At 65.9% G+C, this 23,753-nt stretch carries 21 protein-coding genes; 12 read left to right on the top strand and 9 right to left on the bottom strand.

All coding sequences use genetic code 11. The features are described from left to right. Positions 1 to 13 precede the first annotated feature (13 nt). Positions 14 to 394 carry a DUF5655 domain-containing protein gene (locus M1D32_RS10225; RefSeq protein WP_458782071.1) on the bottom strand — a complete coding sequence of 127 codons (381 nt, stop codon included), beginning with the start codon at positions 392 to 394 and terminating at the stop codon, positions 14 to 16. A 189-nt stretch (positions 395 to 583) separates the two neighbouring features. On the opposite strand from M1D32_RS10225, the gene M1D32_RS10220 reads away from it, so the two are divergent. Next, on the top strand, positions 584 to 1,345 hold the full coding sequence (locus M1D32_RS10220) for an SDR family oxidoreductase (RefSeq protein ID WP_458782070.1): 762 nt from the start codon (positions 584 to 586) through the stop codon (positions 1,343 to 1,345). Between the two features lie 77 nt (positions 1,346 to 1,422). On the opposite strand, the gene serB is transcribed toward M1D32_RS10220, so the two are convergent. Further along, positions 1,423 to 2,316: a phosphoserine phosphatase SerB gene (gene serB / locus M1D32_RS10215; RefSeq protein WP_458782069.1), complete on the bottom strand. Its 894-nt coding sequence runs from the start codon at positions 2,314 to 2,316 to the stop codon at positions 1,423 to 1,425. 155 nt (positions 2,317 to 2,471) lie between these two features. Here serB and M1D32_RS10210 point away from each other — a divergent pair, with 155 nt between their 5' ends. The 6 genes from M1D32_RS10210 to M1D32_RS10185 all read left to right on the top strand — a co-directional run bounded on the left by M1D32_RS10210 (position 2,472) and on the right by M1D32_RS10185 (position 7,243). Next, positions 2,472 to 3,161 (top strand): LmeA family phospholipid-binding protein, encoded by a 690-nt coding sequence (locus M1D32_RS10210; protein WP_458782068.1) that lies wholly within the window; start codon positions 2,472 to 2,474, stop codon positions 3,159 to 3,161. A 70-nt stretch (positions 3,162 to 3,231) separates the two neighbouring features. After that, positions 3,232 to 4,017 carry an ABC transporter ATP-binding protein gene (locus M1D32_RS10205; protein ID WP_458782067.1) on the top strand — a complete coding sequence of 262 codons (786 nt, stop codon included), beginning with the start codon at positions 3,232 to 3,234 and terminating at the stop codon, positions 4,015 to 4,017. A gap of 17 nt (positions 4,018 to 4,034) precedes the next feature. Further along, positions 4,035 to 4,820: a sulfite exporter TauE/SafE family protein gene (locus M1D32_RS10200; protein WP_458782066.1), complete on the top strand. Its 786-nt coding sequence runs from the start codon at positions 4,035 to 4,037 to the stop codon at positions 4,818 to 4,820. Between the two features lie 7 nt (positions 4,821 to 4,827). After that, positions 4,828 to 5,637, top strand: a complete 810-nt coding sequence (locus tag M1D32_RS10195) for a TrmH family RNA methyltransferase (protein WP_458782065.1) — start codon at positions 4,828 to 4,830, stop codon at positions 5,635 to 5,637. A 141-nt stretch (positions 5,638 to 5,778) separates the two neighbouring features. Then, positions 5,779 to 6,036, top strand: a complete 258-nt coding sequence (locus M1D32_RS10190) for a type B 50S ribosomal protein L31 (protein ID WP_090956047.1) — start codon at positions 5,779 to 5,781, stop codon at positions 6,034 to 6,036. A gap of 115 nt (positions 6,037 to 6,151) precedes the next feature. After that, a complete protein-coding gene (locus M1D32_RS10185; RefSeq protein WP_458782064.1) occupies positions 6,152 to 7,243 on the top strand; it encodes a lipoate--protein ligase family protein in 1,092 nt (363 codons plus the stop codon). Between the two features lie 76 nt (positions 7,244 to 7,319). Here M1D32_RS10185 and pepN read toward each other — a convergent pair whose 3' ends face one another. Then, positions 7,320 to 9,968 carry an aminopeptidase N gene (gene pepN, locus M1D32_RS10180; protein ID WP_458782063.1) on the bottom strand — a complete coding sequence of 883 codons (2,649 nt, stop codon included), beginning with the start codon at positions 9,966 to 9,968 and terminating at the stop codon, positions 7,320 to 7,322. A gap of 19 nt (positions 9,969 to 9,987) precedes the next feature. Further along, positions 9,988 to 11,043 carry a YeiH family protein gene (locus M1D32_RS10175; protein WP_458782062.1) on the bottom strand — a complete coding sequence of 352 codons (1,056 nt, stop codon included), beginning with the start codon at positions 11,041 to 11,043 and terminating at the stop codon, positions 9,988 to 9,990. Between the two features lie 113 nt (positions 11,044 to 11,156). Between M1D32_RS10175 and M1D32_RS10170 the strand changes: the two genes are divergently transcribed. The 3 genes from M1D32_RS10170 to M1D32_RS10160 are packed head-to-tail and all read left to right on the top strand — an operon-like array spanning position 11,157 to position 14,548. Continuing rightward, positions 11,157 to 12,713 carry a circularly permuted type 2 ATP-grasp protein gene (locus M1D32_RS10170; RefSeq protein ID WP_163163669.1) on the top strand — a complete coding sequence of 519 codons (1,557 nt, stop codon included), beginning with the start codon at positions 11,157 to 11,159 and terminating at the stop codon, positions 12,711 to 12,713. A 60-nt stretch (positions 12,714 to 12,773) separates the two neighbouring features. Next, positions 12,774 to 13,700, top strand: coding sequence for an alpha-E domain-containing protein (locus tag M1D32_RS10165; protein ID WP_102975536.1), 927 nt, complete (start codon positions 12,774 to 12,776; stop codon positions 13,698 to 13,700). Beyond that, a complete protein-coding gene (locus tag M1D32_RS10160) occupies positions 13,697 to 14,548 on the top strand; it encodes a transglutaminase family protein (RefSeq protein WP_458782061.1) in 852 nt (283 codons plus the stop codon). Before M1D32_RS10165 ends, M1D32_RS10160 begins: the two co-directional genes overlap by 4 nt. Before the next feature lie 68 nt (positions 14,549 to 14,616). On the opposite strand, the gene M1D32_RS10155 is transcribed toward M1D32_RS10160, so the two are convergent. The 3 genes from M1D32_RS10155 to glgC all read right to left on the bottom strand — a co-directional run bounded on the left by M1D32_RS10155 (position 14,617) and on the right by glgC (position 18,057). Beyond that, a complete protein-coding gene (locus M1D32_RS10155; protein WP_458782060.1) occupies positions 14,617 to 15,084 on the bottom strand; it encodes a pyridoxamine 5'-phosphate oxidase family protein in 468 nt (155 codons plus the stop codon). Between the two features lie 16 nt (positions 15,085 to 15,100). Then, positions 15,101 to 16,552: an SDR family NAD(P)-dependent oxidoreductase gene (locus M1D32_RS10150; RefSeq protein ID WP_458782059.1), complete on the bottom strand. Its 1,452-nt coding sequence runs from the start codon at positions 16,550 to 16,552 to the stop codon at positions 15,101 to 15,103. Positions 16,553 to 16,647: 95 nt separating this feature from the next. After that, the gene (gene glgC, locus M1D32_RS10145) at positions 16,648 to 18,057 is read right to left on the bottom strand and encodes a glucose-1-phosphate adenylyltransferase (RefSeq protein ID WP_458782058.1); all 1,410 of its coding nucleotides are present in this window, start codon (positions 18,055 to 18,057) and stop codon (positions 16,648 to 16,650) included. 102 nt (positions 18,058 to 18,159) lie between these two features. Between glgC and glgA the strand changes: the two genes are divergently transcribed. Further along, positions 18,160 to 19,365: a glycogen synthase gene (gene glgA / locus M1D32_RS10140; protein ID WP_458782057.1), complete on the top strand. Its 1,206-nt coding sequence runs from the start codon at positions 18,160 to 18,162 to the stop codon at positions 19,363 to 19,365. 82 nt (positions 19,366 to 19,447) lie between these two features. On the opposite strand, the gene M1D32_RS10135 is transcribed toward glgA, so the two are convergent. Further along, positions 19,448 to 21,559, bottom strand: a complete 2,112-nt coding sequence (locus M1D32_RS10135) for an acyl-CoA dehydrogenase family protein (RefSeq protein ID WP_458782056.1) — start codon at positions 21,557 to 21,559, stop codon at positions 19,448 to 19,450. Between the two features lie 60 nt (positions 21,560 to 21,619). Next, complete coding sequence (locus tag M1D32_RS10130; protein WP_458782055.1) at positions 21,620 to 22,318, bottom strand: TetR/AcrR family transcriptional regulator; 699 nt, start codon at positions 22,316 to 22,318, stop codon at positions 21,620 to 21,622. Between the two features lie 61 nt (positions 22,319 to 22,379). Here M1D32_RS10130 and M1D32_RS10125 point away from each other — a divergent pair, with 61 nt between their 5' ends. After that, positions 22,380 to 23,744 (top strand): acetyl-CoA C-acetyltransferase, encoded by a 1,365-nt coding sequence (locus M1D32_RS10125; RefSeq protein WP_458782054.1) that lies wholly within the window; start codon positions 22,380 to 22,382, stop codon positions 23,742 to 23,744. Positions 23,745 to 23,753: the final 9 nt, after the last annotated feature.

Raw genomic sequence — 23,753 nt, 5'->3', positions numbered from 1 at the left:
GACAGCGGCACCACTACCCGGCGGCCGCGAACGCCTCTGCGAGCCAATCCGCCACCTCGCCGTCAACCTCGTGGACGCCGTTCAGTTCAAGGTGGTGCATCCAGACTCCAAGGGACGGATTGACAATTTCCTTGAACCGGCCGGATTCCAGGCGCCGTGGCAGGACGATGGACAGCACCGCCGGAACATTGGTCTTCAGGTATCGGCGCGGGTTCCAGACATAGGCAAACCCGCGCCGGTTCCGAAAAGCCACCTGACTGGTGGTGGTTCGCACCGTGGCCTGCTGCGCTATGACGTGCTGTACCGCCCCGCAGATCTGCAGTCCTTCCGGGGATCCGCTGAACACCTGCTCCGGAGTGGACGCGGCACCGTAGGCACCCGCCTGCTTTTCCATGATGCGAGCCTACGCCGGGTCACGCTGCGGGGAGGCGCGGTTAACCGGTGTTGATGCCCGGGCGCGATCCGCTGAACTAGCTGACGGCGCCTTCTTTGTCGGGGTCGCACAAGCGGATCGGCAGCGGCCGCTGGCATGATGGACTGCAGACCTTCAGCGATTTAGACGTTTCGAACAAAGGGAGCTCGTATGGGACTGCTGGACAACAAGACCGCCATCGTCACCGGATCATCGCGCGGCATTGGCGCTGACGTAGCGAAGATCCTCGCCGGCCAGGGTGCCGCCGTCGTGGTTAATTACCGCCAGAAGGCGCCGCGCGCCAACAAGGTAGTGCAGCAAATTGAAGCCGCGGGTGGCCGTGCCGTGGCCGTGGGCGCGGACCTTACCACCCAGGAAGGCGTCCAGGCCCTGGCCTCCGCCGCCATGGAAAACTTCGGGACGCTGGACATCCTGGTGCTCAACGCTTCCGGCGGCATGGAAACCGGCATGGGGGAGGACTACGCGCTTAAACTGAACCGCGATGCCCAGGTCAACATGCTCAACGCAGCCGTGCCCCTGATGAAGGAAGGCTCCCGCGTGGTGTTCGTTACCAGCCACCAGGCCCACTTCATCAACACCGTGCCCACCATGGAGGCCTACGAGCCCGTGGCCCGCAGCAAGCGTGCCGGGGAGGACGCCCTGCGCGAACTCATCCCCAGCCTCGCCGAAAAGGGCATCACCCTGGTGGTTGTGTCCGGCGACATGATCGAAGGCACCGTCACTGCAACACTGCTCGACCGCTCCACTCCCGGCGCCATCGAAGCGCGCCGGGCCGAAGCCGGAAAGCTCTATTCGGTGGAAGAGTTCGCTGAAGTGGTGGCCGGCATGGTGACCGCCGACGTCGAGTCCGGCCACACCGAATACGCGGGCGGCGCCGACTACTTCGGCAAGGGCGCCGGCCAGCCCAGTTAGGCCCCCCGCACATGCCGCGATAGGCCCACACCGCCAGGGAATCCTGAGGGTGTGGGCCTATCGCGCTTTAAGCGGGACTAGACGCCTGCGACGTGGCGGACGGCATCGAGGTACGGCATGTTGACGGCGGCATCAGCCACGGCGCGCACGGCAGGCTTCGCGTTGAACGCGACACCGATCCCGGCGGCGCCGAGCATGTCAAGGTCGTTGGCGCCGTCGCCGACGGCCACGGTGTGTTCCAGGGCGATGCCTTCAGACGCCGCCCATTCGCGCAGGTACTTTTCCTTGGCCGCCCGGTCCACCACTGCGCCCAGCACCTTGCCGGTCAGGGCGCCATCAACGATCTCCAGCTCATTCGCCTGCCAGTAGTCCAGCCCCAGGTCAGCGGCAATGGGCTCCAGGATCTGGTTGAACCCGCCGGACACCACTGCCACCACATGGCCCGCGGCCTTGAAGGCCGCCACGAGTTCCGCGGCCCCCTCGCTAAGCTTCACTTCCTCACGGACGGAACGGACGACGTCGGCCGGCAGCCCTGCGAGCACCTGCACCCGGGCGTGAAGACTCTGGGTGAAGTCCAGCTCGCCGCGCATGGCAGCTTCGGTGACAGCAGCCACTTCTTCACGCTTGCCGGCGTAGGCGGCGAGCAGTTCGATGACCTCCTGCTGGATCAGCGTCGAATCCACGTCCATGATCAGGAGCTTTCGGTCGGCTGCACGCAGGCCGTTGGGGACCAGCGCGGTGTCCAGTCCGCTGATCGAGGCCTCGGCGACGGCGTGGCGGAGCGCAGCGATGCCGGCCGTGGTGGCGTCCGGCAGCTGAAGCTCGGCCACATGCACCTGGTACCGCTCGTCGCCAAGGTCCGTTTCGGACAGCAGGGCAGCCCCTTGTCCGGTGAGGACGGAACGCAGCTGCTCCAGCCCGGTTTGGGTCACATTCAGGCCATAGCTGACGGCGGTCAGGTTCGAAGTCATGCCTGCAATCTTAGTCAGCGGGGAGGAGTCCCTTGAATTCATTGCGCGGCGGCTACCCGCCTGCCTTCCGTGCGGTCGTTTAAGTGCAGGGAACAACATCACGGGTCTGCGCAGGGGCGGGCTGGATCACCTGTCCCCAATGAAAGACTGTCCCCATGGAATGGACGCGCGCGAAGGACTGGCTGATCGGTGCAACCGGGATGCTCCTCGTCCTGGGGTTGGCGGTTGTGGTCCTTTGGTGGGTGGTGAGCGACCCGGCCGCCGGGGAGGCAGGGCCTGTGCCGTCGCCGACGGCAGGCACCGAACGCCTGCCGGGCGCAGAGCCTCCCGCTGACCTGCGCGAGGACGAGGTGTGGCTGGCCGACCTGTCACTGGATGCCGGGACAGTGGTGGCCGCGGGCTCGACGCTCCGGGACGTCCGCGTTGTGGGGCAGGACGTGACCACTGGACCGGACGGGCCAGTCGCTTCCCGGCTCGCTGTAGATGCGACCGTGCCCTTCGACGTTGTCGCCGGGGAGCTTGGCAACGGGACCGAGGTCCGTGCCGCTGAAAGGGGCCAAGCCACGGTGCTCCGCACCGTCGAAGCCCTGGGCCGGGAACTGCGCGTCGTCGCCACCGGCACGGTCGAGGTTGAGGCCGGCAGGCTCGTCGTTGAGCCGCGCTCGATTGACTTCGGTGGGCCGGGTTTCCTCTCCGACGCCACCGCCGCCGTCGTGCGGGGCCTCGTAACCATAGAGCATGACATTGACGGCCTGCCCGAAGGCCTCGTGCTCCAGGACGTGGCGGTCCAAGGCGACGGTTTCCGGGCCAGGCTCCGGGGCGAGAACGTCAGGCTCGTCCGGTAACTTCACGCGTCCTGTCCGGGCAGGACACCGGTTATCAGTCAGCCTCTTTTTTGTCCTAGTGTCTACTCCTATGAGTGATGTTCTGGAATTGGCTTCCGTTAGCGTTGTCCGAGGTAAAAAGACCCTGCTGGACAAGATTGACTGGGAAGTCAACGAAGGCGAACGCTGGGTAATCCTCGGCCCCAACGGCGCCGGCAAGACCACTCTCCTCCAGATCGCAGCAGCCCGGATGCACCCGAGCAGCGGCAAGGCCGGAATTTTGGACGAAATCCTGGGCCGGGTGGACGTTTTTGAACTACGCCCCCGCATCGGACTCTCCTCCGCCGCCCTCGCCACCCAGATTCCCGAACACGAGAACGTCCTGAACGTCGTAGTCACCGCCGCTTACGGCGTCACCGGCCGCTGGCGTGAAGGATACGAGCGCGACGACGAGCGGCGGGCCTTCCGCCTGCTTAATGACTGGGGGATGGGTCCACTCCTGAACAGGACCTTCGCCACACTGTCCGAGGGTGAGCGCAAGCGCGTCCAGATCGCCCGGGCCCTCATGACTGATCCCGAACTGCTCCTGCTCGATGAACCCGCCGCCGGCCTGGACCTCGGCGGCCGCGAGGAACTCGTGCACAAGCTCGGGGAACTCGCCCGGGACGAGGCAGCACCGGCCATGGTCCTGGTCACCCACCACCTCGAGGAAGTCCCGCCCGGCTTCACCCACGCCATGCTCCTGCGCGACGGCGGAGTGGTTGCAGCAGGACCCATCACCGAGGTGCTGACCGCCGAACACCTCAGCACCACCTTCGGGCTGGACCTGGACGTGACCGTCAACGCAGGCCGGTACACCGCCGTCGCCCGCCGCTAACGCGGCACTGCAGCACCTTGGATCTTCTCAGCAGCATCTTTGTGTCCATCGCCGGCCTCTGGGCCGGCACCATCAACGCCGTGGTGGGCTCCGGCACACTGGTGACGTTCCCCGTCCTCATCGCCTTGGGCGTCACCCCCGTGGTGGCCTCCATGAGCAATGCCATGGGCCTGGTCTTCGGCACCGCCGCCGGTGCCTTCGGTTACCGCCGGGAACTGAAAGGCCGCGGCCGCCAACTGCTGCGGCTCCTGCCGGCGTCCCTCCTGGGCGGCATTTCCGGCGCCTGGCTGCTGCTGCACCTCTCCGAACAGGTCTTCCACTACGTCGCCCCGGTCCTCCTGGTCCTGGCGCTCCTGATGGTGGTGTTCCAGCCACGGATGCAGGCTTGGGTCCGCAACCGTGAGGAGAATCCGGAGCACGCCGTACGGGACAAGCGCCACACCGTTCTCCTGGTGGTCCTCGTCTACCTTGCCGGCGTTTACGGCGGTTACTTCGTGGCTGCCCAGGGAATCCTGCTCGTCGGTATCCTGGGTGTGTTCCTCACCGGCACCATCCAGAACGCCAACGCCATGAAGAATATCCTGGTGCTGGGCGTGAACCTGGTGGCAGCCATCTCCTACCTGCTGTTCGCGTTCGACCGCATCAACTGGCTGGTGGTGCTGCTCATCGCCGTCAGCTCAAGCATCGGCGGCCTGCTGGGCGCCAAGGTGGGCCGCCGGCTTTCGCCGACAGTGCTCCGCGGCGTGATCTTTGTCCTCGGCCTGGTGGCGCTCGGATTCATGATCGCGAATCTGCTGAAATAATCACCCGGTGACAATCCACTATCTCGAGTCCGCCGCGGACCCTCGCGTGACCGACTACACCCAGCTCACGGACGTGCACCTTCGCAAGCTTCGCGAACCGGCTGAGGGCATGTACATCGCAGAATCGTCCCGCGTGCTGCGCCGTGCCCTCGCCGCGGGGCACCAGCCCCGGTCCTTTTTCCTCGCGGAAAAGTGGCTCGACGACCTCCAGGACATCCTGGGCGCCTACCCCCAGGTTCCCGCCTTCATCGGCAGTGCCGCCCTCCTGGAGGAAATCACCGGGTTCCATCTTCACCGCGGTGCCATGGCCGCCATGCAGCGCCCGGCGCCAGTCCCGTTGCCGGAACTGCTGGCCGGAGCCCGCCGGGTGGCTGTCCTGGAGGACATCGTGGACCACACGAACGTGGGGGCCATCTTCCGCTCCGCAGCCGCCCTGGACATTGACGCTGTCCTGGTTTCCCCGCGCTGCGGCGACCCCCTCTACCGGCGAAGCGTCCGGGTGAGCATGGGCACGGTCTTCCAGGTGCCGTGGGCCCGCCTCACCAGCTGGCCGGAGGACCTCCACGCGCTCAAGGAGCAGGGGTTCACGGTCGCCGCCCTGGAGCTGACGGAGGATGCGCAGGACGTTGACGCGGTCGCTGCGCAAAATCCGGAGCGGCTCGCCCTGGTGCTGGGCACCGAAGGAGCCGGCATGAGCGCGGAGACGCTCGCCGCCGTCGACCTCGCCGTGAAGATCCCCATGCGCAACGGCGTGGATTCGCTCAATGTTGCAGCAGCATCGGCCGTTGCCTTCTGGGAGCTGCGCCCCCGGGATTAGGGCCGGCAGTCGGTTCGCGGGCACCCCGGTTATCCGCTAATATTGATAGCTGGCTGCCCTGCGTCTTACGGCACGGAACGCGGCCATCCCATTCATACCTGGCAGCTGGCAAAATCCAGTTGCGCGAACAAAGGTCCCATTATGAAGTCTGATACCCACCCGAAGTACGAAGCTGTTGTTTTCAACGACCTGGCTTCCGGCGTCAAATTCCTGACCAAGTCCACCGTTTCTTCCTCGAAGACCATCGAGTGGGAAGACGGCAACACCTACCCGGTCATCGACGTCGAAATCTCCTCTGAGTCCCACCCGTTCTACACGGGCAAGCAGCGCATCATGGACTCCGCAGGCCGCGTCGAGCGCTTCAACGCTCGCTTCAAGGGCTTCGGCGGCAAGAAGTAATTCACTTCCCCCCAAGCTTCAAAGGGAAAGCCCGCACCGGCGACGGTGCGGGCTTTTCGCGTTAACGGCCGGCATCGTTTCAGGGGCCGGGCCATTCTGGGGCAGGATGGGAGGCATGACTGCCACGCCCGCTCCAGCTGCTGATTCCACGTCCCGCCGGCACGGCGAGTACAAAGTCCCCGGCGGCAAGCTCGTAGTGGTGGACCTGGACGTTGTGGACGGCCAGCTGGCCGACGTATCCGTCAGCGGGGACTTCTTCCTGGAACCCGACGAAGCGCTCCTGGAAATTAACCGCGGGCTGGCAGGGTTGCCGGACACCACGACGGCGGCCGAGCTTGCCGCCGCCGTCACGGCTTCGCTGCCGGCAGGCGCAACCCTGTTCGGCTTCTCCGCAGACGCCGTGGCCATCGCTGTCCGTCGTGCCCTGGCGAAAGCCACGTCCTGGGCGGACCACCAGTGGAACCTCATCCCGCCCACCGTCCTGCCGACCGAAATCAATGTGGCGCTCGATGAGGTCCTCACCGAGGAGGTCGGCGCCGGCCGCCGCAACCCCACGCTCCGGTTCTGGGACTGGCGGGAGCCCTCAACGGTGATCGGCAGCTTCCAGTCCTACCTCAACGAGGTGGACCCCGACGGCGTAGCTAGGCACGGCGTCAAGGTCGTCCGCCGCATCAGTGGCGGGGGAGCGATGTTTATGGAGGCCGGCAACTGCATCACCTACTCGCTGTACCTGCCCCAGACCCTGGTGGACGGCCTTAGCTTCGCCGACTCCTACCCCTTCCTGGACGCCTGGGTCATGGCCGCCTTGGAGAAGCTGGGCATCACCGCGTTCTACGTGCCGCTGAACGACATCGCCACCGACCAGGGCAAGATCGGCGGGGCGGCACAGAAGCGCCTGGCCAACGGCGGCATGCTGCACCACGTCACCATGAGCTACGACATCGACGCCGACAAGATGGTGGAAGTGCTCCGCATCGGCAAGGAAAAGCTCTCGGACAAAGGCACCCGCAGCGCGAAGAAACGGGTTGACCCGCTCCGCCGCCAGACCGGCCTGGCCCGCGCCGACATCATTGCGGCCATGATGGAAGTCTTCACGGAGCGGTATGGCGCCGCACCCTCAGAGCTGACCGAGGACGAACTGGCCATGGCACGGGAGCGGGTATCAACGAAATTCGGCACCGGCGAATGGCTCCACCGGGTTCCCTGAGCGTTGACTGGCCGTCACTGCCGTTGACCGTCGGGGTCGGTGCGCAGGGACTGCTCCTGCGCGCCGAGGCGGTGCTTCAGTCCGCAGGAAGGCCCGAAGACGGGGCTTTGACGACGGCGGCCTGCGCCGTCAGCGCCCGCAGCAGGTGGCTGCGCTGCTCCACGATGATGCGGCGCAGTGCTCGCGGCGCCTCTGCGTTGTCTGCCAGCCACTGGTCCGTGCGCCGAATGACAGGATGCTCCATTGGTTCCGCCCCCTCTGCCAGGTCCTGCGCCAGGGGGTACAGGCCACGGACAATCCGGCTCGCGATCTCAATGCTCCGCCCGTCCCAGACTGCGCGCAGGCACCCAAAGTATGGCTCCACGTACGGTTCCAGCAGCTCCGCCGGGGCCGTCATAAACCCGGTGATGGTGGCGGTCAGCAGCTGGTTGGACAGTTCATTTTCCTGAACGGCCTGGTTCCAGGCTGTTGCTTTGACGTCCGGGTCCGGCCGGGCAGCGAGTGCGGTGGCGTGGCTGGCGCGTCCTGAGGCCGTGGTGTCCCGGGTAAGTTCGGCGTCCAGCTCCGCCGCCGTCGCCTGGCCGTTCGCCGCCACGGCGTGCCAGAGGTGCCAGCGCAGCTCCGCATCCACGGCCAGGCCGACCACCGGGGCGGTGCCGTCCAGCAGGCCCTTCAGGCGGGGCAGCATGGCGTCGTCGTTCCTGCTGACGGTGGCGAGGGTCCTTGCCCAGGCCAGCTGCTGGTCCGAGCCGGGCTGGGCGCGGTCCAGTTCTGCGGCAGCGGCTGCCAGGAACGACGCCCTGACTGCTTCACGTCCGGCTGCCGGTGTGTAGCGTTCGACGGCGGTGCTTGCGTTATCGAGGATGTTCAGCAGGACGCCGATGCCGGGCTCGGCCGGTCCGAAGGCGGCCACTGCTTCCACGTACCGTGCGGCAGGGCTTTCGCCGTCCCGGGCGGAGTTCCAGAGCGCCGTCCAGCACAGGGCACGGGCCATGGGGTCCACGATCCGGTCCAGTGAGGCCAGGGCCGTCGCCTCGGAGGCGGGGTCCAGCCGGACCTTGGCATAGGTCAGGTCGTCGTCATTGACCAGCAGGAGTGCGGGCCGCGGCTGGCCGGAGAGCTGGGGGAGCCCGGTCCGTGCCCCTGCCACATCGGTTTCGATACTTCCGGTGCGCACCAGGGCACCGTCGGCGTCGAAATTGTAGGAGCCCACGCGAAGGCGGTGCGGGCGCAGTTCCTCACGTCCGGTGACGGGATCGGTTGCCGCCTGGACGATCGACACCCGGCCCAGCACGCCGTCGTCGTCCGTTGCGTCTGCGGCGATGTCAAGGGACAGGCTGGAGATGCCGGAGGTCTGCAGCCACTGCTCCGCCCACCCGCCCAGGTCCCGCCCCGACGCGGCACTGAGCGCCGCCAGCAGGTCGGCCAGGGAAGTGTTGCCGTACGCGTGCTTGCGGAAGTACTCGCGGGAGCCGGCGATGAAGGCCTCGAACCCCACATAGGCCACGAGCTGCTTCAGCACCGACGCGCCCTTGGCGTAGGTGATGCCGTCGAAATTCTGTTTGGCGGCCTCCAGGTCCGGGATGTCCGCCACGATCGCGTGCGTAGTGGGCAGCTGGTCCTGGACGTAGGCCCAGGCCTTGCGCTTGTTGGCGAAGTTCACCCAGGCGGTGTCCCAGTCCGTGGCGCGGTCCACGCCCAGGTTGCCCATGTAGTCGGCGAATGATTCCTTGAGCCACAGGTCATCCCACCACTGCATGGTCACCAGGTCCCCGAACCACATGTGGGCCATCTCGTGCATCAGGGTGTTGGCGCGTCCCTGGTACTGGGCATCGGTGGCGCGGGAAGTGAAGACGTAGCTCTCGGTGAAGGTCACCAGGCCGGGGTTCTCCATGGCGCCGAGGTTGTATTCGGGTACGAAGGCCTGGTCGTACTTGCCCCAGGGGTAGGGGTAGTCGAAGAGCCGGTTGAAGAAATCCAGGCCGTTCTTCGTGAGCCGGAACAGCTCGTCAGTGTCGAAAGAGTCCGCCATGGAGGCCCGGCAGTAAAGGGCGAGCGGTACGTTCAGTGAGGTGCCGTCGTCCAGTATTGCCTGCCAGCGGTCCTCCGCCTTGAAGTAAGGTCCGGCCAGCACGGCAGTGATATAGGTGGACATGGGTTCGGTGGGGGCGAAGTCCCAGCAGGCAGTGGACGGGTCACCGGTAAGCAAAGTCCGGCCCACCTCGGCGCCGTTGGACGCGACCTGCCAGCCGGCAGGAGCCGTCACGTGGAAGGTGTAGGTGGCCTTGAGGTCGGGCTGTTCAAAGTTGGCGAAGACGCGGCGGGCGTCTGCCGGCTCGTACTGGGTGTAGAGGTAGCACTGGCCGTCCGCGGGATCCACGAACCGGTGCATGCCCTCGCCGGAGCGGCTGTACAGGGCAGTTCCGGTGACGGTCACTTCGTTGTGGGCCTGCAGGTTGTCCAGCCTGATCCTGGCGCCGTCCACCACGTCCTCCACCCGGAGTTCGCGGCCGTTCAACAGCACGCTGTGGACGTCGCCGATGAAGTCCAGGGAAGTCGACGTACCCGGCTGTGCCGCTGAGAAGGTGATGACGCTGCGGCTCGGATAACCTCCCACAGACGGGTCCGCGGCCTGGCGCACGTCCAGCGAAACGTCGTAGCTGGTGGTGCTGATCAGGGCTGAACGTTCGGCGGCTTCGTCGCGCTGCAGATTCTCATTTGGCACTCAGCTATCTAATCACGGGTTATACGGCGATCAGCAGGGCGGCTGCCAGTCCCAGGAGGGCGATCAGGAGCCAGGACGCGAGGGCGGCCAGGAGCGCCCGGCCTCCGGTGTGAAGCAGCGTGCGCACGCGTACGGCGGAGCCCAAACCGAACAGTGCGGCGCCGAGCAGGATGTCCTGCAGCGCTGCTCCCGCCTCGAGCCAGCCCGCCGGGAGCCAACCGGTGGAGCGAAGTCCCACCATGGCAATGAAGCCCAGGACAAACAGGGGAACCACGGGCGGCAGTTTGGCGTCCCCGCCCTCGGCTCCCGGACCCGGTCTGGCAAACACCCGCTGGTGGGCACCCGCCAATGCCGCCACGGGTGCCAGCAGCAGCACCCGGGTGAGTTTGACGACGACGGCGATGCCCAGCGCCGCCGTCCCCGCGGTTTGCGCCGTGGCCACCACCTGGCCCACGTCGTGCACCGAGGCGCCCGTCCAGGCCCCAAAAACCGGCGCACTGAGCTGCAGGGGGTGGACCAGGAGGGGCATGACCCCGATGGCGAGGGTCCCGCAGAGCGTCACCAGCGCCACCGGCAGGACGGTGTCTGCGTGCCGGATGCGGCGGACGGCAGCCATGGCGCCGATGGCGGACGCACCGCAGATAGAGAATCCTGTGGCTACCAGGAGCGAGGTCACCGGGGGCAGCCGGAACAGCCGGGAGATCAGGTAGGTTCCGCCGAAGCTCACCGCCACCACCCCCGCGATCAGCACGAGGGCAAGCCAGCCCAGTCCCAGGACGTCCATAACGCTCACCTTCAGGCCCAGCAGGACAATCCCGCCGCGCATCAGGTGCTTGCCGGCGAAGTCCAGCCCCGGGCGCGCCCTGCCGGCAGTCCAGACTCCCGTGCCCGGCAGGTTGGCGGCCAGGACGCCCAGGACCACCGCCAGGGTCATGGCCGGCAGAACGGGAACGAGCCAGTGGACCAGGAAGGCGGCGGCCAGCGCAACAGCCGCTGTGGCAAGTCCTGGGAGCAACCGGTCAGCGCCGCCGGGGATGCCCGGGCCGGGGGTGGGAAGGCTTCTGCGGACAGGCACTCACCTACTGTGCCGGAAAGGACACGTAATCCACGAACCACACCACCTCCGCCAACACGCCAGAATGGATGGCAGTAATGAATTCGAAACAAAAAGATGGTTGGCTATTGGACATGTCAGACCTATTCCAGGATTACTCCGTGGCCGCCGGCCGGACCGGAGCCTACGACGAGATGTTCGCCCCCGGGCAAGAAGCACGGGGCTCTTATGAGCAGGTGGCGGACGCCCTTCGCAAGCTCTCCCTCGCCGACGTCAGCGCGCGGGCGGACTCCATGGCGCGCACCTTCCTGGACCGTGGTGTCACCTTTGACTTCGCCGGCGAGGAGCGCCCCTTCCCGCTCGATATCGTCCCCCGGGTGATCCCGGCAGCGGAATGGGACGTGCTTGAACGCGGCGTCGCCCAGCGCGTGCACGCACTTGAGGCCTTCCTCAACGACGTGTACGACAAGATGAACGTGGTGTCCGACGGCGTGATACCCCGGCAGCTGGTGACCACCAGCGCACACTTCCACCGCCAGGTCCACGGCTTCGAGCCGGCCGGCGGCGTCCGGGTGCACATTTCCGGCATCGACGTTGTCCGTGATGCAGCGGGCACCTTCCGGGTGCTGGAGGACAACGTGCGCGTCCCCTCCGGCGTGAGCTATGTCCTGGAAAACCGGCGCGCCATGGCCAAGGGCCTGCCCGAAGCCTTCGGCCAGCAGCTGATCCGCCCGGTGGAGGAGTACCCCCGCCGGCTCCTCTCGGCCCTGCGCAAAACCGCGCCCGCCGGCGTGGACGATCCCACCGTCGTCGTCCTGACCCCCGGGGTTTTCAACAGTGCCTACTTTGAGCACACGCTGCTCGCGGGCCTGATGGGTGTTGAACTGGTGGAGGGCCGAGACCTTATTTGCCGCGGAAACCGCGTGTACATGCGCACCACCGCCGGCGAGCAGCGTGTGGACGTTATTTACAAGCGGATCGACGACGACTTCCTGGACCCGCTGCAGTTCCGGGCCGATTCCATGCTCGGCTGCCCCGGACTCGTCAACGCCGCGCGGGCAGGCGGGGTGACCATCGCCAACGCAGTGGGCAACGGCGTCGCGGATGACAAACTGGTCTACAGTTACGTCCCTGACCTCATCCGCTACTACCTCAACGAGGAACCCATCATCGCGAACGTGGACACCTTCCGCCTGGAGGAGAAGGAAGCCCGCGAGTACACCCTGGACAACCTGTCAGAGCTCGTGGTCAAGCCGGTGGACGGCTCCGGCGGCAAGGGCCTGGTCATTGGCCCGGATGCCTCCAGGGACGAACTCGACGCCCTCCGCCAGCGGGTCATCGCAGACCCCCGCGGCTGGATCGCGCAGCCGGTGCTGCAGCTCTCCACCGTGCCCACGCTGAGCGGGGACAAGTTCGGCCCCCGCCACGTGGACCTGCGGCCTTTTGCCGTGAACGACGGCGACAACGTCTGGGTGCTCCCCGGCGGGCTTACCCGCGTGGCGCTCAAAGAAGGGTCGCTGATCGTGAACTCCAGCCAGGGTGGCGGTTCCAAGGACACCTGGGTCCTTGCCGATTCGCCCCACCTGCCCGTGGAGACCGTACCGCGGCAGTCCATCTCCGTCCGCGAGCGTGTGTCCGTGTGGCCGGTTGAAAGCAACTGGCGCGACCGCCAGTCGGAGCAGCAGCAGTGAGCCGGCGCATGACCGCCCCAATGTCTTTTTCAGTGTCGGGCCCGCAGGAGGTAGCCGCGAATGCTTAGCCGTATTGCCGAGTCCCTTTTTTGGATCGGCCGTTATGTGGAGCGTGCCGATGGCACGGCGCGTATCCTCGATGTGCACTTGGAGCGGCTGAACCACCTGCCCATGGACGAACGCAAAAGCGTGGCACAGGAACTCCTTGCCGTGATGGGCGCCCGCCCCCAGAGCGAGGACTTCGGCCTGCCCGAACTGCTCCACGCCCTGGCCTACGACAAGACCAGCGCCACCTCCATTGCCGGGTCACTGGGAGCCGCGCGCGAGAATGCCCGCCGTGCCCGCGAAACGGTTTCCTCCGGGCTCTGGGAGAGCCTGAACACCACGTACTACGGGCTGAGCCAGCACCGCAAGGACGTGGTGGGGACCTACCGCTTCTGCAACTGGACGCTGGAGCGCACGGCCATGGTGAGCGGCCTGGCCGACACCACGGTGAGCCATGACGAAAGCTGGCTGTTCCTGGTGCTGGGACGCTCCCTGGAACGGGCCGACATGACGGCGCGCATGCTTTCCACCCGCGACGTCCTGTCCGCGGGCATGTCCTGGGTGAACATGCTCCGGTGCGCCGGTGCGTACGAATCCTTCCTGCGTACCCGGCGTGCTGCCTTCGGTGACCAGCACGCCGCCGAGTTCCTGCTCCTGGACCGGCTGTTCCCGCGGTCCATTGTGTACGCGCTGCGGGACGCTGATGAGTGCCTCGCCAAGCTTGACCCGTCCGCGCAGCGCGTGGGCTTCATCAACGATGCCCGCCGGATCGTGGGCCAGGCCCGCACGTTCCTTGAGTTCCACCGCACGGACGATCTTATGTCCGAGCTGCCCGAACACATGGAACGCGTGCAGAAGGCAGTGTCCCAGGCCTCGGACGCCATTTCCCGTAAGTACTTCAATCAGGCCGACGAACTGGCTTGGGTGGGAGAAGTTTCATGACCCGGCTGAGCATCGTGCACAAGACGGCCTACAAGTACAACAAGCGGGTCACGCTGTCCTATAACGAGGCCCGCATGACGCCCCTCACGGATTCCCAGCAGGTGGTGCTGGAATCGGTGGTCAAGGTCTCGCCGTCGCAGGCTGCGGTGAGCACTTACCGCGACTACTGGGGGACCAGGGTCACTGCGTTCGACATGCAGATGCCGCACGAGCATCTCGAGGTGGTCTCCAACATCACGGTGGAAGTACATCGCGCCGAGAAGATCCCCTCCGAGTCCGACATTGTGGGCTGGGATGTCCTCGCCTCGCCAGAAACGCTCAATACGTACAGTGACTGGCTTCCCCAGTCCCGGCTGAGCGGTCCCGGGGACGAGGTCCTTGGCCTCATCCCCGAGGTGGTGGCAGGGAAGAACCCGCACGACGCCGCCATGGCAGTGTTCGAGTGGATGCGCGGCGAGATGACCTACATGTCCGGCTCCACCGCCGTCACTACGAACGCCGAGGAGGCGTGGGGCCAGCGTAAGGGCGTGTGCCAGGACCTCGCCCACCTCGCCATCGGCGCGCTGCGGAGCTGCGGGATCCCGGCCCGGTACGTCTCGGGCTACCTGCACCCGCGTTCCAGCGCCGGCATCGGGGAAACGGTCGCCGGGCAGTCACACGCCTGGCTGGAATTCTGGGACGGTGACTGGCGCAGCTGGGACCCCACCAACCACAAGCCTGCCGGTGACTTCCACGTCACCGTGGCTCGGGGGCGGGACTACCGAGATGTGCCGCCGCTGAAAGGCATCCTGTCCGGTGGCGGCGGCTCGGCTCTTAACGTCAGCGTGGAGATCACCCAGCTGGCCTGACCGGCCAGGACCGGACCGATTGTTAGCAGTAAACCAGGGGCGTCCACATCTGTGGACGCCCCTGGTTTTTACTCCGGCGATGCCTTGGTGGCCCCGCTGAGCTGGGTCCACCAGGTGAGTGGTTCCGTTACCTTAAACCGCCGGCCGGTGATGCTGTCCGGGGAAACCCGGACGAACGCGTCCTTCCTGCCGGCCTGCCAGGGGAAAAGGTATAGCTCGGCGGTAGCCAGGACCGGGTCTGTTCCAGTGACCACCTCGGCGGTGCCTTTGACTACGACGCTCCAGGCAAGGCCGCTGTCGGGATCCACGCCGTCCGCCTCCAGTGCCACCGCAGCGCCCTTCGATGCGCCAGCGAGCTTTGTGCCTTCGCCGGTGCGGAACACAAGTGTTCCGCCGTCCAAGGTGTAGTTGATGGGAAAGATATCCGGACGCCCGTCGGCCAGGACGGCAAGCCTGCCTACGGACACCGTCCGCAGCAGGGCCCAGCACTCGTGGCGTTCCAGATTCTGTACGTCGGCGGCAGTCTCGTGGCTCATGCCGCCGAGCATACGCCTACCAGGGGCTTGGCTTGTAGTCCTTGAGGAACACGCCGTACTGGTCCTCGCCGTTCTCACCCATCACGATCGGATCGTAGACCCGTGCAGCCCCGTCCACCAGGTCCAGAGGCGCGTGAAAGCCTTCCTCCATCAACCGGACCTTGGTGAAGTGCGGCCGCTCGTCAGTAATCCAGCCGGTGTCGACGGCGGTCATCAGGATGCCGTCGCTTTCCAGCATCTCCTGCGCGCTGGTGCGGGTCATCATGTTCAGCGCCGCCTTGGCCATGTTCGTGTGCGGGTGCCCGGGGCCCTTGTAGGCACGGGAGAACTGGCCTTCCATGGCGGAGACGTTCACGATGTACTTCCGCCGTGCGGTGGACTGCTTCATGGCCGAACGCAGCCGGCTGACCAAAAGGAAGGGTGCCGTGACGTTGCAGAGCTGGACCTCGAGCATTTCGAGCGGATCCACCTCGTCCACCACCTGCGTCCAGCTGTTGATCGTCGCGAGATCCGGGACCAGTCCACCGGCGTCGATCGCTGTTCCCGAGGCGATCCGCTCCAGTGAAGCGGAACCGGTGGAAAGGGCCAGCGAGGTGATGGCATCGCCAGCCAGGACCGGATGCTCAGTGACGCTGCTGGCCAACGCCAGGGGATGCTTGTCGTGAGCGTGGCCGAAGGTCACCAGCTCGGGGCCGCCGTTGGCCTGCTCCAGGGCTGCGGGCAGCGGTTCGTCCTCAGCGTCCACCAGCGGCTTGTAGGCGTTGCCTGACCGGCGCACCGTCTGCGCTGCGTTATTGATAATGATGTCCAGCGGGCCGGCTTCGTTCAGCGAGTCGGTCAAAGCCATGACCTGGGCGGGGTCCCTCAGGTCGATGCCCACGATGCGGAGCCGGTGCAGCCACTCGCCGCTGTCCTCCATGGCGGCAAAGCGGCGGGCGGCGTCTTTAGGGAAACGTGTGGTGATGGTGGTATGGGCACCGTCGCGGAGCAGCCGGAGCGCGATGTACATACCGATTTTTGCCCGGCCGCCGGTGAGCAGCGCCCGGCGGCCCGTCAGGTCCGTTCGTGCGTCGCGCTTGCCGTGGTTGAATGCGGCGCACTCGGGGCAGAGCTGGTGGTAAAAGGCGTCAACCTGGGTGTAGTGCTGCTTGCAGATGTAGCACGGGCGGGACCGGATAAGGTGGCCGGCCACCTTGCCGGTGGCGGAAGGAGCCAGTTTGTTCCCGCGGGTTTCGTCATCGATCCGGTCCGGGGCCGCGGTGGCTGTCTGGGCAATCACTGCCCGGTCCGCCTCGGAGATCAGGTCGCGCTTGGTGACGCGGCGGTGCCTCTTGACGGCCTTGAACATCTTGCCGGTGGCACGGCGCACCGAAACGTAGTCCGGATGCTCCTCGTCATAGGCGTGGATCGTGTTGAGGACCTTGAGGCAGGCCTGGATTTCCTCAGGCGTCAGATCGGGGGAGCTCATTGTACCGATTTTACAGCCTGGGACTTCCTGCCGGCCCCACCATCAACAGGGCCGGCGGCCGGGGGAGCGCCGGCAGGAGCGCTCCCGGCAGGAGGTCAGGAAATACTTGCGCCGGGCGCCATTTCCGCCGCTGCCGCTGCGTGTGTCTTGGCGACCTTGTCAACGGACTCGCGGACGTCCGGGTACTGCGCCGCTGCGGCCTTGACGGCGTTCGGCACAAGATGCAGGTTGGCGGCCGCGAGCTTGCGCTCTTCTTCGCCGGGCTCCGGAACCTCCTGACCCTTGGAGAGCACAGTAATCCCGGAATCGGTGACTTTGAAGCCGCGCGCGCGGTCCAGTTCCGGGTCCAGCCCGATCGCTGCACCGGCCGGCACCTTGACGTTCTTGTCGATGATCGCCCTGTTGATGACGGCGCCCTCGCCGATCTGTACCTTGTCCATCAGCACCGAATCGATAATCCGGCTGCTGGTTGCTACAAAGACGTCGTTGGAAAGGACCGAGCCCTCAACAACACCGCCGGAGATCACCACGCCGCTGGAAACGATCGAGTCCAGGGCGGTGCCCACCGTGTTGTTCTGGCCGCGGACGAATTTTGCCGGGGGCGAAATGCTCTGCCGTGTGTAAATGGGCCACTCAGAGTTGTACAGGTTGAAGACCGGCAGCGGGGAGATGAGGTCCATGTGGGCGTCGTAGAAGGAGTCGATGGTGCCGACGTCACGCCAGTAGGTGCGGTCCCGCTCGGTGGAGCCGGGGATGTCGTTGAGGGTGAAGTCGTAGACGCCGGCTTCGCCCTGGTTCACGAAGTAGGGGATGATGTCCCCGCCCATGTCGTGCTTGGTGTCGAGCCGCTCGGCGTCCACGTGCAACGCCGCGACCAGGGCGTCGGCGTCGAAGACGTAGTTGCCCATGGAGGCCAGGAACTGCGAGGGGTCCGCTGCCAGGCCCGGGGTGCTGGCGGGCTTCTCCACGAAGGCGGCAATCTTCTGGGGATCGTTCTGGTCCACTTCGATGACACCGAACTGGTCCGCCATGTGCAGGGGCTGCCGCACTGCGGCGACCGTCGCCTTCGCACCGCTGTTGACGTGCTGCGCCACCATCTGGGCGAAGTCCATGCGGTAGACGTGGTCCGCGCCGACCACCACCACGATGTCGGGGTTGGCGTCATGGATGAGGTTCAGCGACTGGTAGATGGCGTTGGCACTGCCGAGGAACCAGCTCTTGCCCACGCGCTGCTGCGCCGGGACGGAGGCAACGTAGTTGCCCAGCTGGGTGGACATACGCCAGGTCTCGGAGATGTGCCGGTCCAGGCTGTGCGATTTGTACTGGGTGAGCACAACGATCTGCAGGTAGCGGGAATTCACCAGGTTGGACAAGGCGAAGTCGATCAGGCGGTAGCTTCCCGCAAAGGGCACCGCAGGTTTCGCGCGGTCTGCCGTCAGTGGCATCAGTCTGTTTCCCTCGCCGCCTGCGAGGACAATGGCCAGGACTCTTTTGTTCAACGGCATAATGGTCGCTCCTGTACGCCTTCGTAACTCCCCAAGACAGTCCGGCATGTCCGGACTCCTTCACACTAGAACAGTTATGCGTGAAGGACTACCTTGGGTCTTGTGCGAATAGACATTGTGACTAAAGAGTTTCCGCCGGAGATCTATGGTGGCGCGGGCGTCCACGTGGCCGAATTGAGCAGGGTGCTTAGTAAGCATGTTGACCTGCAGGTTCGTGCTTTCGGGGCTCCGCGCGACGCCGACTATCATGGCGCTGCGGTGACGTCCTACGCGGTGCCCGAGGACCTCGGCTCGGCCAACGCCGCGGTGCAGACGCTGGGCGTTGACCTGCGGATCGTCCCGGACGTTGAAGGGGCGGACCTGGTCCATTCGCATACCTGGTACGCCAACATGGCCGGACATCTCGCGTCCCTGCTCCACGGAATTCCCCATGTTCTCAGCGCCCACAGCCTGGAACCGCTCCGCCCGTGGAAGGCAGAGCAGCTTGGCGGAGGCTATGCCCTGTCCTCCTGGGTGGAAAAGACCGCCTACGAGGCCGCAGCAGCCATCATCGCTGTGTCGGAGGGCATGCGGCAGGACATCCTGCGCAGCTACCCCAACGTGGACCCGGCCAAGGTGCGGGTGGTTCACAACGGCATCGACGTCGAGCTGTGGAACCGCGACGAGAACAGCGACGCCGTCCGCGCCCTGGGTATCGATCCGGACAAACCAAGCGTGGTCTTTGTGGGGAGAAACACCCGCCAGAAGGGCGTTCCCTACCTGCTGCGGGCTGCCGCGAAGCTTCCTGCCGACGTCCAGCTGGTCCTCTGCCTGGGGGCCGCTGACACCCCGGAACTGGCAGCGGAGACGGCCCGCCTGATCGAGGACCTGCAGCGGGAGCGCACCGACGTTGTCCTGATCGAGCGCATGCTGCCCCGCAACGAACTCATCCAGGTCCTCAGCCACGCCACGGCCTTCGCCTGCCCCTCTATCTATGAGCCGCTCGGCATCGTCAATCTCGAAGCCATGGCCTGCGGTGCAGCGGTAGTGGCAAGCGCCACGGGCGGTATCCCTGAGGTAGTGGATCACGGCCGGACCGGCCTTCTGGTGGACCTGGAGCAGGTGACGGACGGCACCGGAACGCCCCTGGACCCGGAGAAGTTCGTCACCGAGTTCGCCGCAGCCCTCACCGAGGTTGTCTCGGACCCGGAGCGCGCACGCGCCATGGGACAGGCCGGCCGGCTGCGGGCCGAACAGCACTTCTCGTGGGAATCCATCACCGAGACGACCCTCGAGGTGTATCGCTCAGTGCTTCCGGCACAGGGTTAGCCTTTCGACGTTGAATGACGACGGCGCCGCCCCCCTTCGCAAGGGGAGCGGCGCCGTCGTCATTCCTGGCACTAGGGGACGGTCAATTGCGCTTGCCTGCAGCGGTACGGGCGATCAGCACCTTTTCGTCCACCGGGGCGTGACCGCTGGCGCGCTGGCTCCGAAAATAGGCGCGGGCCTCGTCCTGCCGCTTCTTCTCGGCACCGGTGGCGATCGTTGCCCGCACGTGCTGCTCGCCGTATCCGAAGGCGTCCACGAGGTCCACGGCGTGCGGGCGGAGCTTGACCAGCAGCCGGTTGATGTACTCGCCCACTGTGCGGCCCCGCTGCATGGAAAGGCGGCCGTTCATGAGGTACCAGGACAGGTTCTTTTCGATCAGGGAAAGCCCGAACAGGTCGCGCAGCCAGGTCAGCACCGTTTTCGTGCCCGGGTCGGTGACACCCCGGAGGGCGTCCGTGAATGCCTCCCACTGGAGCAGCTCGGCGTGCGCCTGGGCTGCGTCAATGAGTTCATTCTGGTGCCGGTTGAACAGGTCCGCACCCTTCTCCTGCGACAGCCTGCCAGTGCCCTTGAGCGCGGTGGCAGCTTCAGCGACCATGGTCTGGACACGGTCCGTGAGGAGCGCGCGCTGGCTTTCCTCGTCCCGCAGCGCAATGGCCGCCTTTTGCACGGAGCCGGTGTCCGCGACAAACTGTGCCACCTGGCGCAGGCCGGTGCGGTGGATGGCCGCACCGGTGGCCTGGCCCACCACGTAACGGGCCAGCACCCCGAAGTCGACACTCCGGAATTCCTTGGCGTAGTCGGCCAGCAGCCGCTTGGCGACGAGCTGCAGCAGCACGGTGTTGTCGCCTTCGAAGGTGACGTAGACGTCGAGGTCGGCCCGCAGCGACGCGAAACGGTTCTCGATCAGGAACCCTGCGCCGCCGCATGCTTCGCGGCATTCCTGCAGGGTATCCAGGGCATGCCACGTGCTCAGGGGTTTCAGTGCTGCGGCGAGGGTTTCGAGGTCCTGGCGGTCCTCGTCGGTGTCATGGGCGCCGGAGAAGACATCATCGAATTTCTCCAGCAGCTGCTCGTGGGCAAAACTGGCTGCGTACGTGGTGGCCAGCCTCGTGAACAGGCGCTTTTGGTGGCGCTGGTAGTCGAGGAGCACTTCCTCTTCGGTGTGGGAAGAGGCATTGAACTGGCGGCGCTCGGTGGCGTATTGAATGGCCGCCTTCAATGCCACTTTGGATGCGGCCACGGCAGCGCCGTCGAGGGATACCCGGCCCTGCACCAAGGTACCCAGCATGGTGAAGAAGCGGCGGCCCGGGCTGGCGATGGGAGAGCTGTACCGGCCGTCGGCATCCACGTCCCCGTAGCGGTTCAGCAGGTTGGTCCGCGGGATCCGCACATTCGTGAAGTGCAGCCTTCCGTTGTCGATGCCGTTAAGCCCACCCTTGACGCCGTCATCCTCGCCTCCGATGCCCGGCAGGAATTCTTTCGTCGCAGGGTCCCGAAGATCCACGTAGAACGCATGGACGCCGTGGTTAACGCCGTGGGTAACCAGCTGGGCGAAGACCACAGCGCCCAGGCCGTCCGTGGCCGCGTTTCCGATGTAGTCCTTCCAGGCAGCGCGGAAGGGTGTGTGCACGACGAATTCGTCAGTGGACGGGTCAAATGTGGCGGTGGTGGCGATACTGGCCACGTCCGAGCCGTGCCCTGTCTCCGTCATGGCGAAACACCCCGGGATCTCCAGGTTCATGATGCCCGGAAGCCATTTGGCGTGGTGTTCAGCAGTGCCGAGGTGCATCACCGCGGAACCAAAAAGCCCCCATTGGACGCCGGCCTTAATCTGCAGCGAAGGGTCCGCCACCACCAGTTCCTCAAAACCGGCGATGTTCCCGCCGTGATCATCCGCACCGCCCAAAGACCGGGGGAATGCGCGGTGCACAGCCTCATTTTCCACGAGGTGTTTCAGCTGCCCGAATACCCTGGCGCGGTGTTCCGTGTGCGTTAGGCCTTCGATCTTGTGCAGCTCAGGTGACGCGGCGAGGCTTCGGGCCTGGAGGCGGGTTGCGGCCCACTTGCCAAGGAGTTGCTCACCCAGCGCCTCGACGTGGACGGCGGGCTGTGCAGAGGCTGCCCTGGCGGCAGCGGCCACCGTGGCGGGGCGGTGCCTGTTTCCAGCGGGACGGTCCACTAGTTCAGTCATGTCAAGGTCCTTCGTTGGTGCTGACAGATGGTTTGGTGGTGCTGCGGCAAAGCAAAGGGATCAGGAGTCCGGGCCGGACAGCTTGGGCAGCTCAGGAGCGATGCCAACGCACAGCCAGGCAGTGATCTGCCGCGCCATCGCCTCCTGTCCTGGCTTGGTTGGGGAGTCGGGCGTACTCAGCCAGTGCTCACCGGCGTTCCGTACCAGCCCGATCGCCGCTTTCGGCCAGTAGCCGATGACTGCCTCCTTGCCGTCCCCCAGATGGGAACGCATGGGGGTGGCGATCATGTCAGCGACGGCTTCAAAAAAATGTCCCAGGGCAGCCGATCCCGCTGCGGAGTCCTGGGTAGTGTCCGGTTCGGCTGCGGCATGGCGCGTTACGAAGGTGTAGACGTTGGGGCTGGTACTGGCCATCTGGAGGTAGGCGGTAACCATGGCCAGCAAACCTTCACGCGGGGTGACAGCGCTTTGCGCAGCCTCCTGGATGCGGCGCTGCATCTGGCTGAGGACAACTTCACCCACCGCCTGCTGCAGCCCGGCCTTGTCCCCGAAATAGCGGTAGAAGACAGACTTGGACGTACCGGCGGCGGCGGCAATGTCCTCCATGGAAGCATCGCTGCCCAGTGCGTGCACCGCCCGGCGGGCTGACTTGATCAGCTCGCGGCGCCGCTCCTCCCGGTGGCTCTGCCAGCGCGACGAGCGCCCGTCTCCGGGCCCTGCGGCAACGGCGGGTACATGCCCTGTTTCCTGGATGTTCACGATACCCAGCGTATCAGGTACGCTGGGTATCGGTAATCGAACGTGACCCGAGGAGATAGCCATGTCCACTGACGGACAACCGACCACCGGACCTGACGCAGCAGGAATTCCCGCCGCAGCCGCCGTTCCTGCATCCCGCAGGGCAGTCATCGTGGGAGGCAACCGGATCCCGTTTGCGCGGTCCGGCGGGGCCTATGCCAAGTCCTCGAACCAGGACATGCTCACTGCTGCCCTGGACGGCCTCATCGCGCGTTTCGGGCTGCAGGATGAACGAATCGGGGAAGTGGGCGCCGGTGCAGTGCTCAAGCACTCACGGGACTTCAATCTCACGCGCGAGGCCGTCCTCGGTTCTGCGCTGTCCCCGGAGACGCCCGCCTACGACCTCCAGCAGGCCTGCGCCACAGGCCTGGAAACTGTTGTGGGGCTGTCCAACAAGATCAAGCTGGGCCAGATCGACTCGGCGATCGCCGGCGGCGTCGACTCTGCCTCGGATGCACCCGTCGTGGTCAGCGAAGGACTCCGTGAGGTGATCCTCGACCTCAACCGGGCCAAAACCCTTCCGCAGCGGCTGCAGGTCCTCAGCCGCCTGCGGCCCAAGGACCTGGCCCCGCTGGCGCCCGGAACGGCCGAGCCGAGGACGGGGCTGTCCATGGGGGAGCATCAGGCACTGACCACCGCACAGTGGAAGGTTTCGCGGGAGGCGCAGGATGAAGTGGCGCTGAACAGCCACCGGAACCTCGCTGCCGCCTACGACGCCGGATTTTTCGACGACCTGCTCACCCCCTACCGGGGGCTGACGCGGGACGGCAACCTGCGGCCAGACACTTCCCTGGAAAAACTCGGAACCCTGAAGCCGGTTTTCGGCAGCAACCTCGGTGCCGATGCCACGATGACGGCCGGCAACTCCACCCCGCTGACCGACGGCGCCTCCACAGTGCTGCTGGCCTCCGAAGAGTGGGCGGACGCCCGCGACCTGCCCAAGCTGGCTGCGGTGGTGGACGCCGAAGCAGCCGCGGTGGATTTTGTGCACGGAAAGGACGGCCTGTTGATGGCACCCGTCTTTGCCGTGCCCAGGTTGCTCTCCCGGCACGGGCTCACCCTTGACGACTTTGACTTCATCGAGATTCACGAAGCCTTCGCGGCCACTGTCCTCAGCATGCTGGCCGCGTGGGAGGACGAGGAATTCGGGCGGACCCGGCTGGGGCTGCCTGGTGCTTTTGGCAAAATCGACCGGTCAAAGTTGAATGTCAACGGATCCTCGCTTGCCGCCGGCCATCCGTTTGCCGCGACCGGCGGCCGGATCGTGGCCTCGCTCGCCAAGCTGCTCCACGACAAAGCCGGCACCGAAGGCCGTCCCGCACGGGGCCTCGTCTCGGTCTGCGCCGCCGGCGGACTTGGCGTCGCCGCGATTCTTGAATCACTGTAGGGGGAACGA

This window comes from Arthrobacter sp. D3-16 (genome assembly GCF_054408515.1).
The sequence above is the reverse complement of the archived record's forward strand: the minus strand, read 5'-3'. Positions and strand labels throughout refer to the sequence as shown.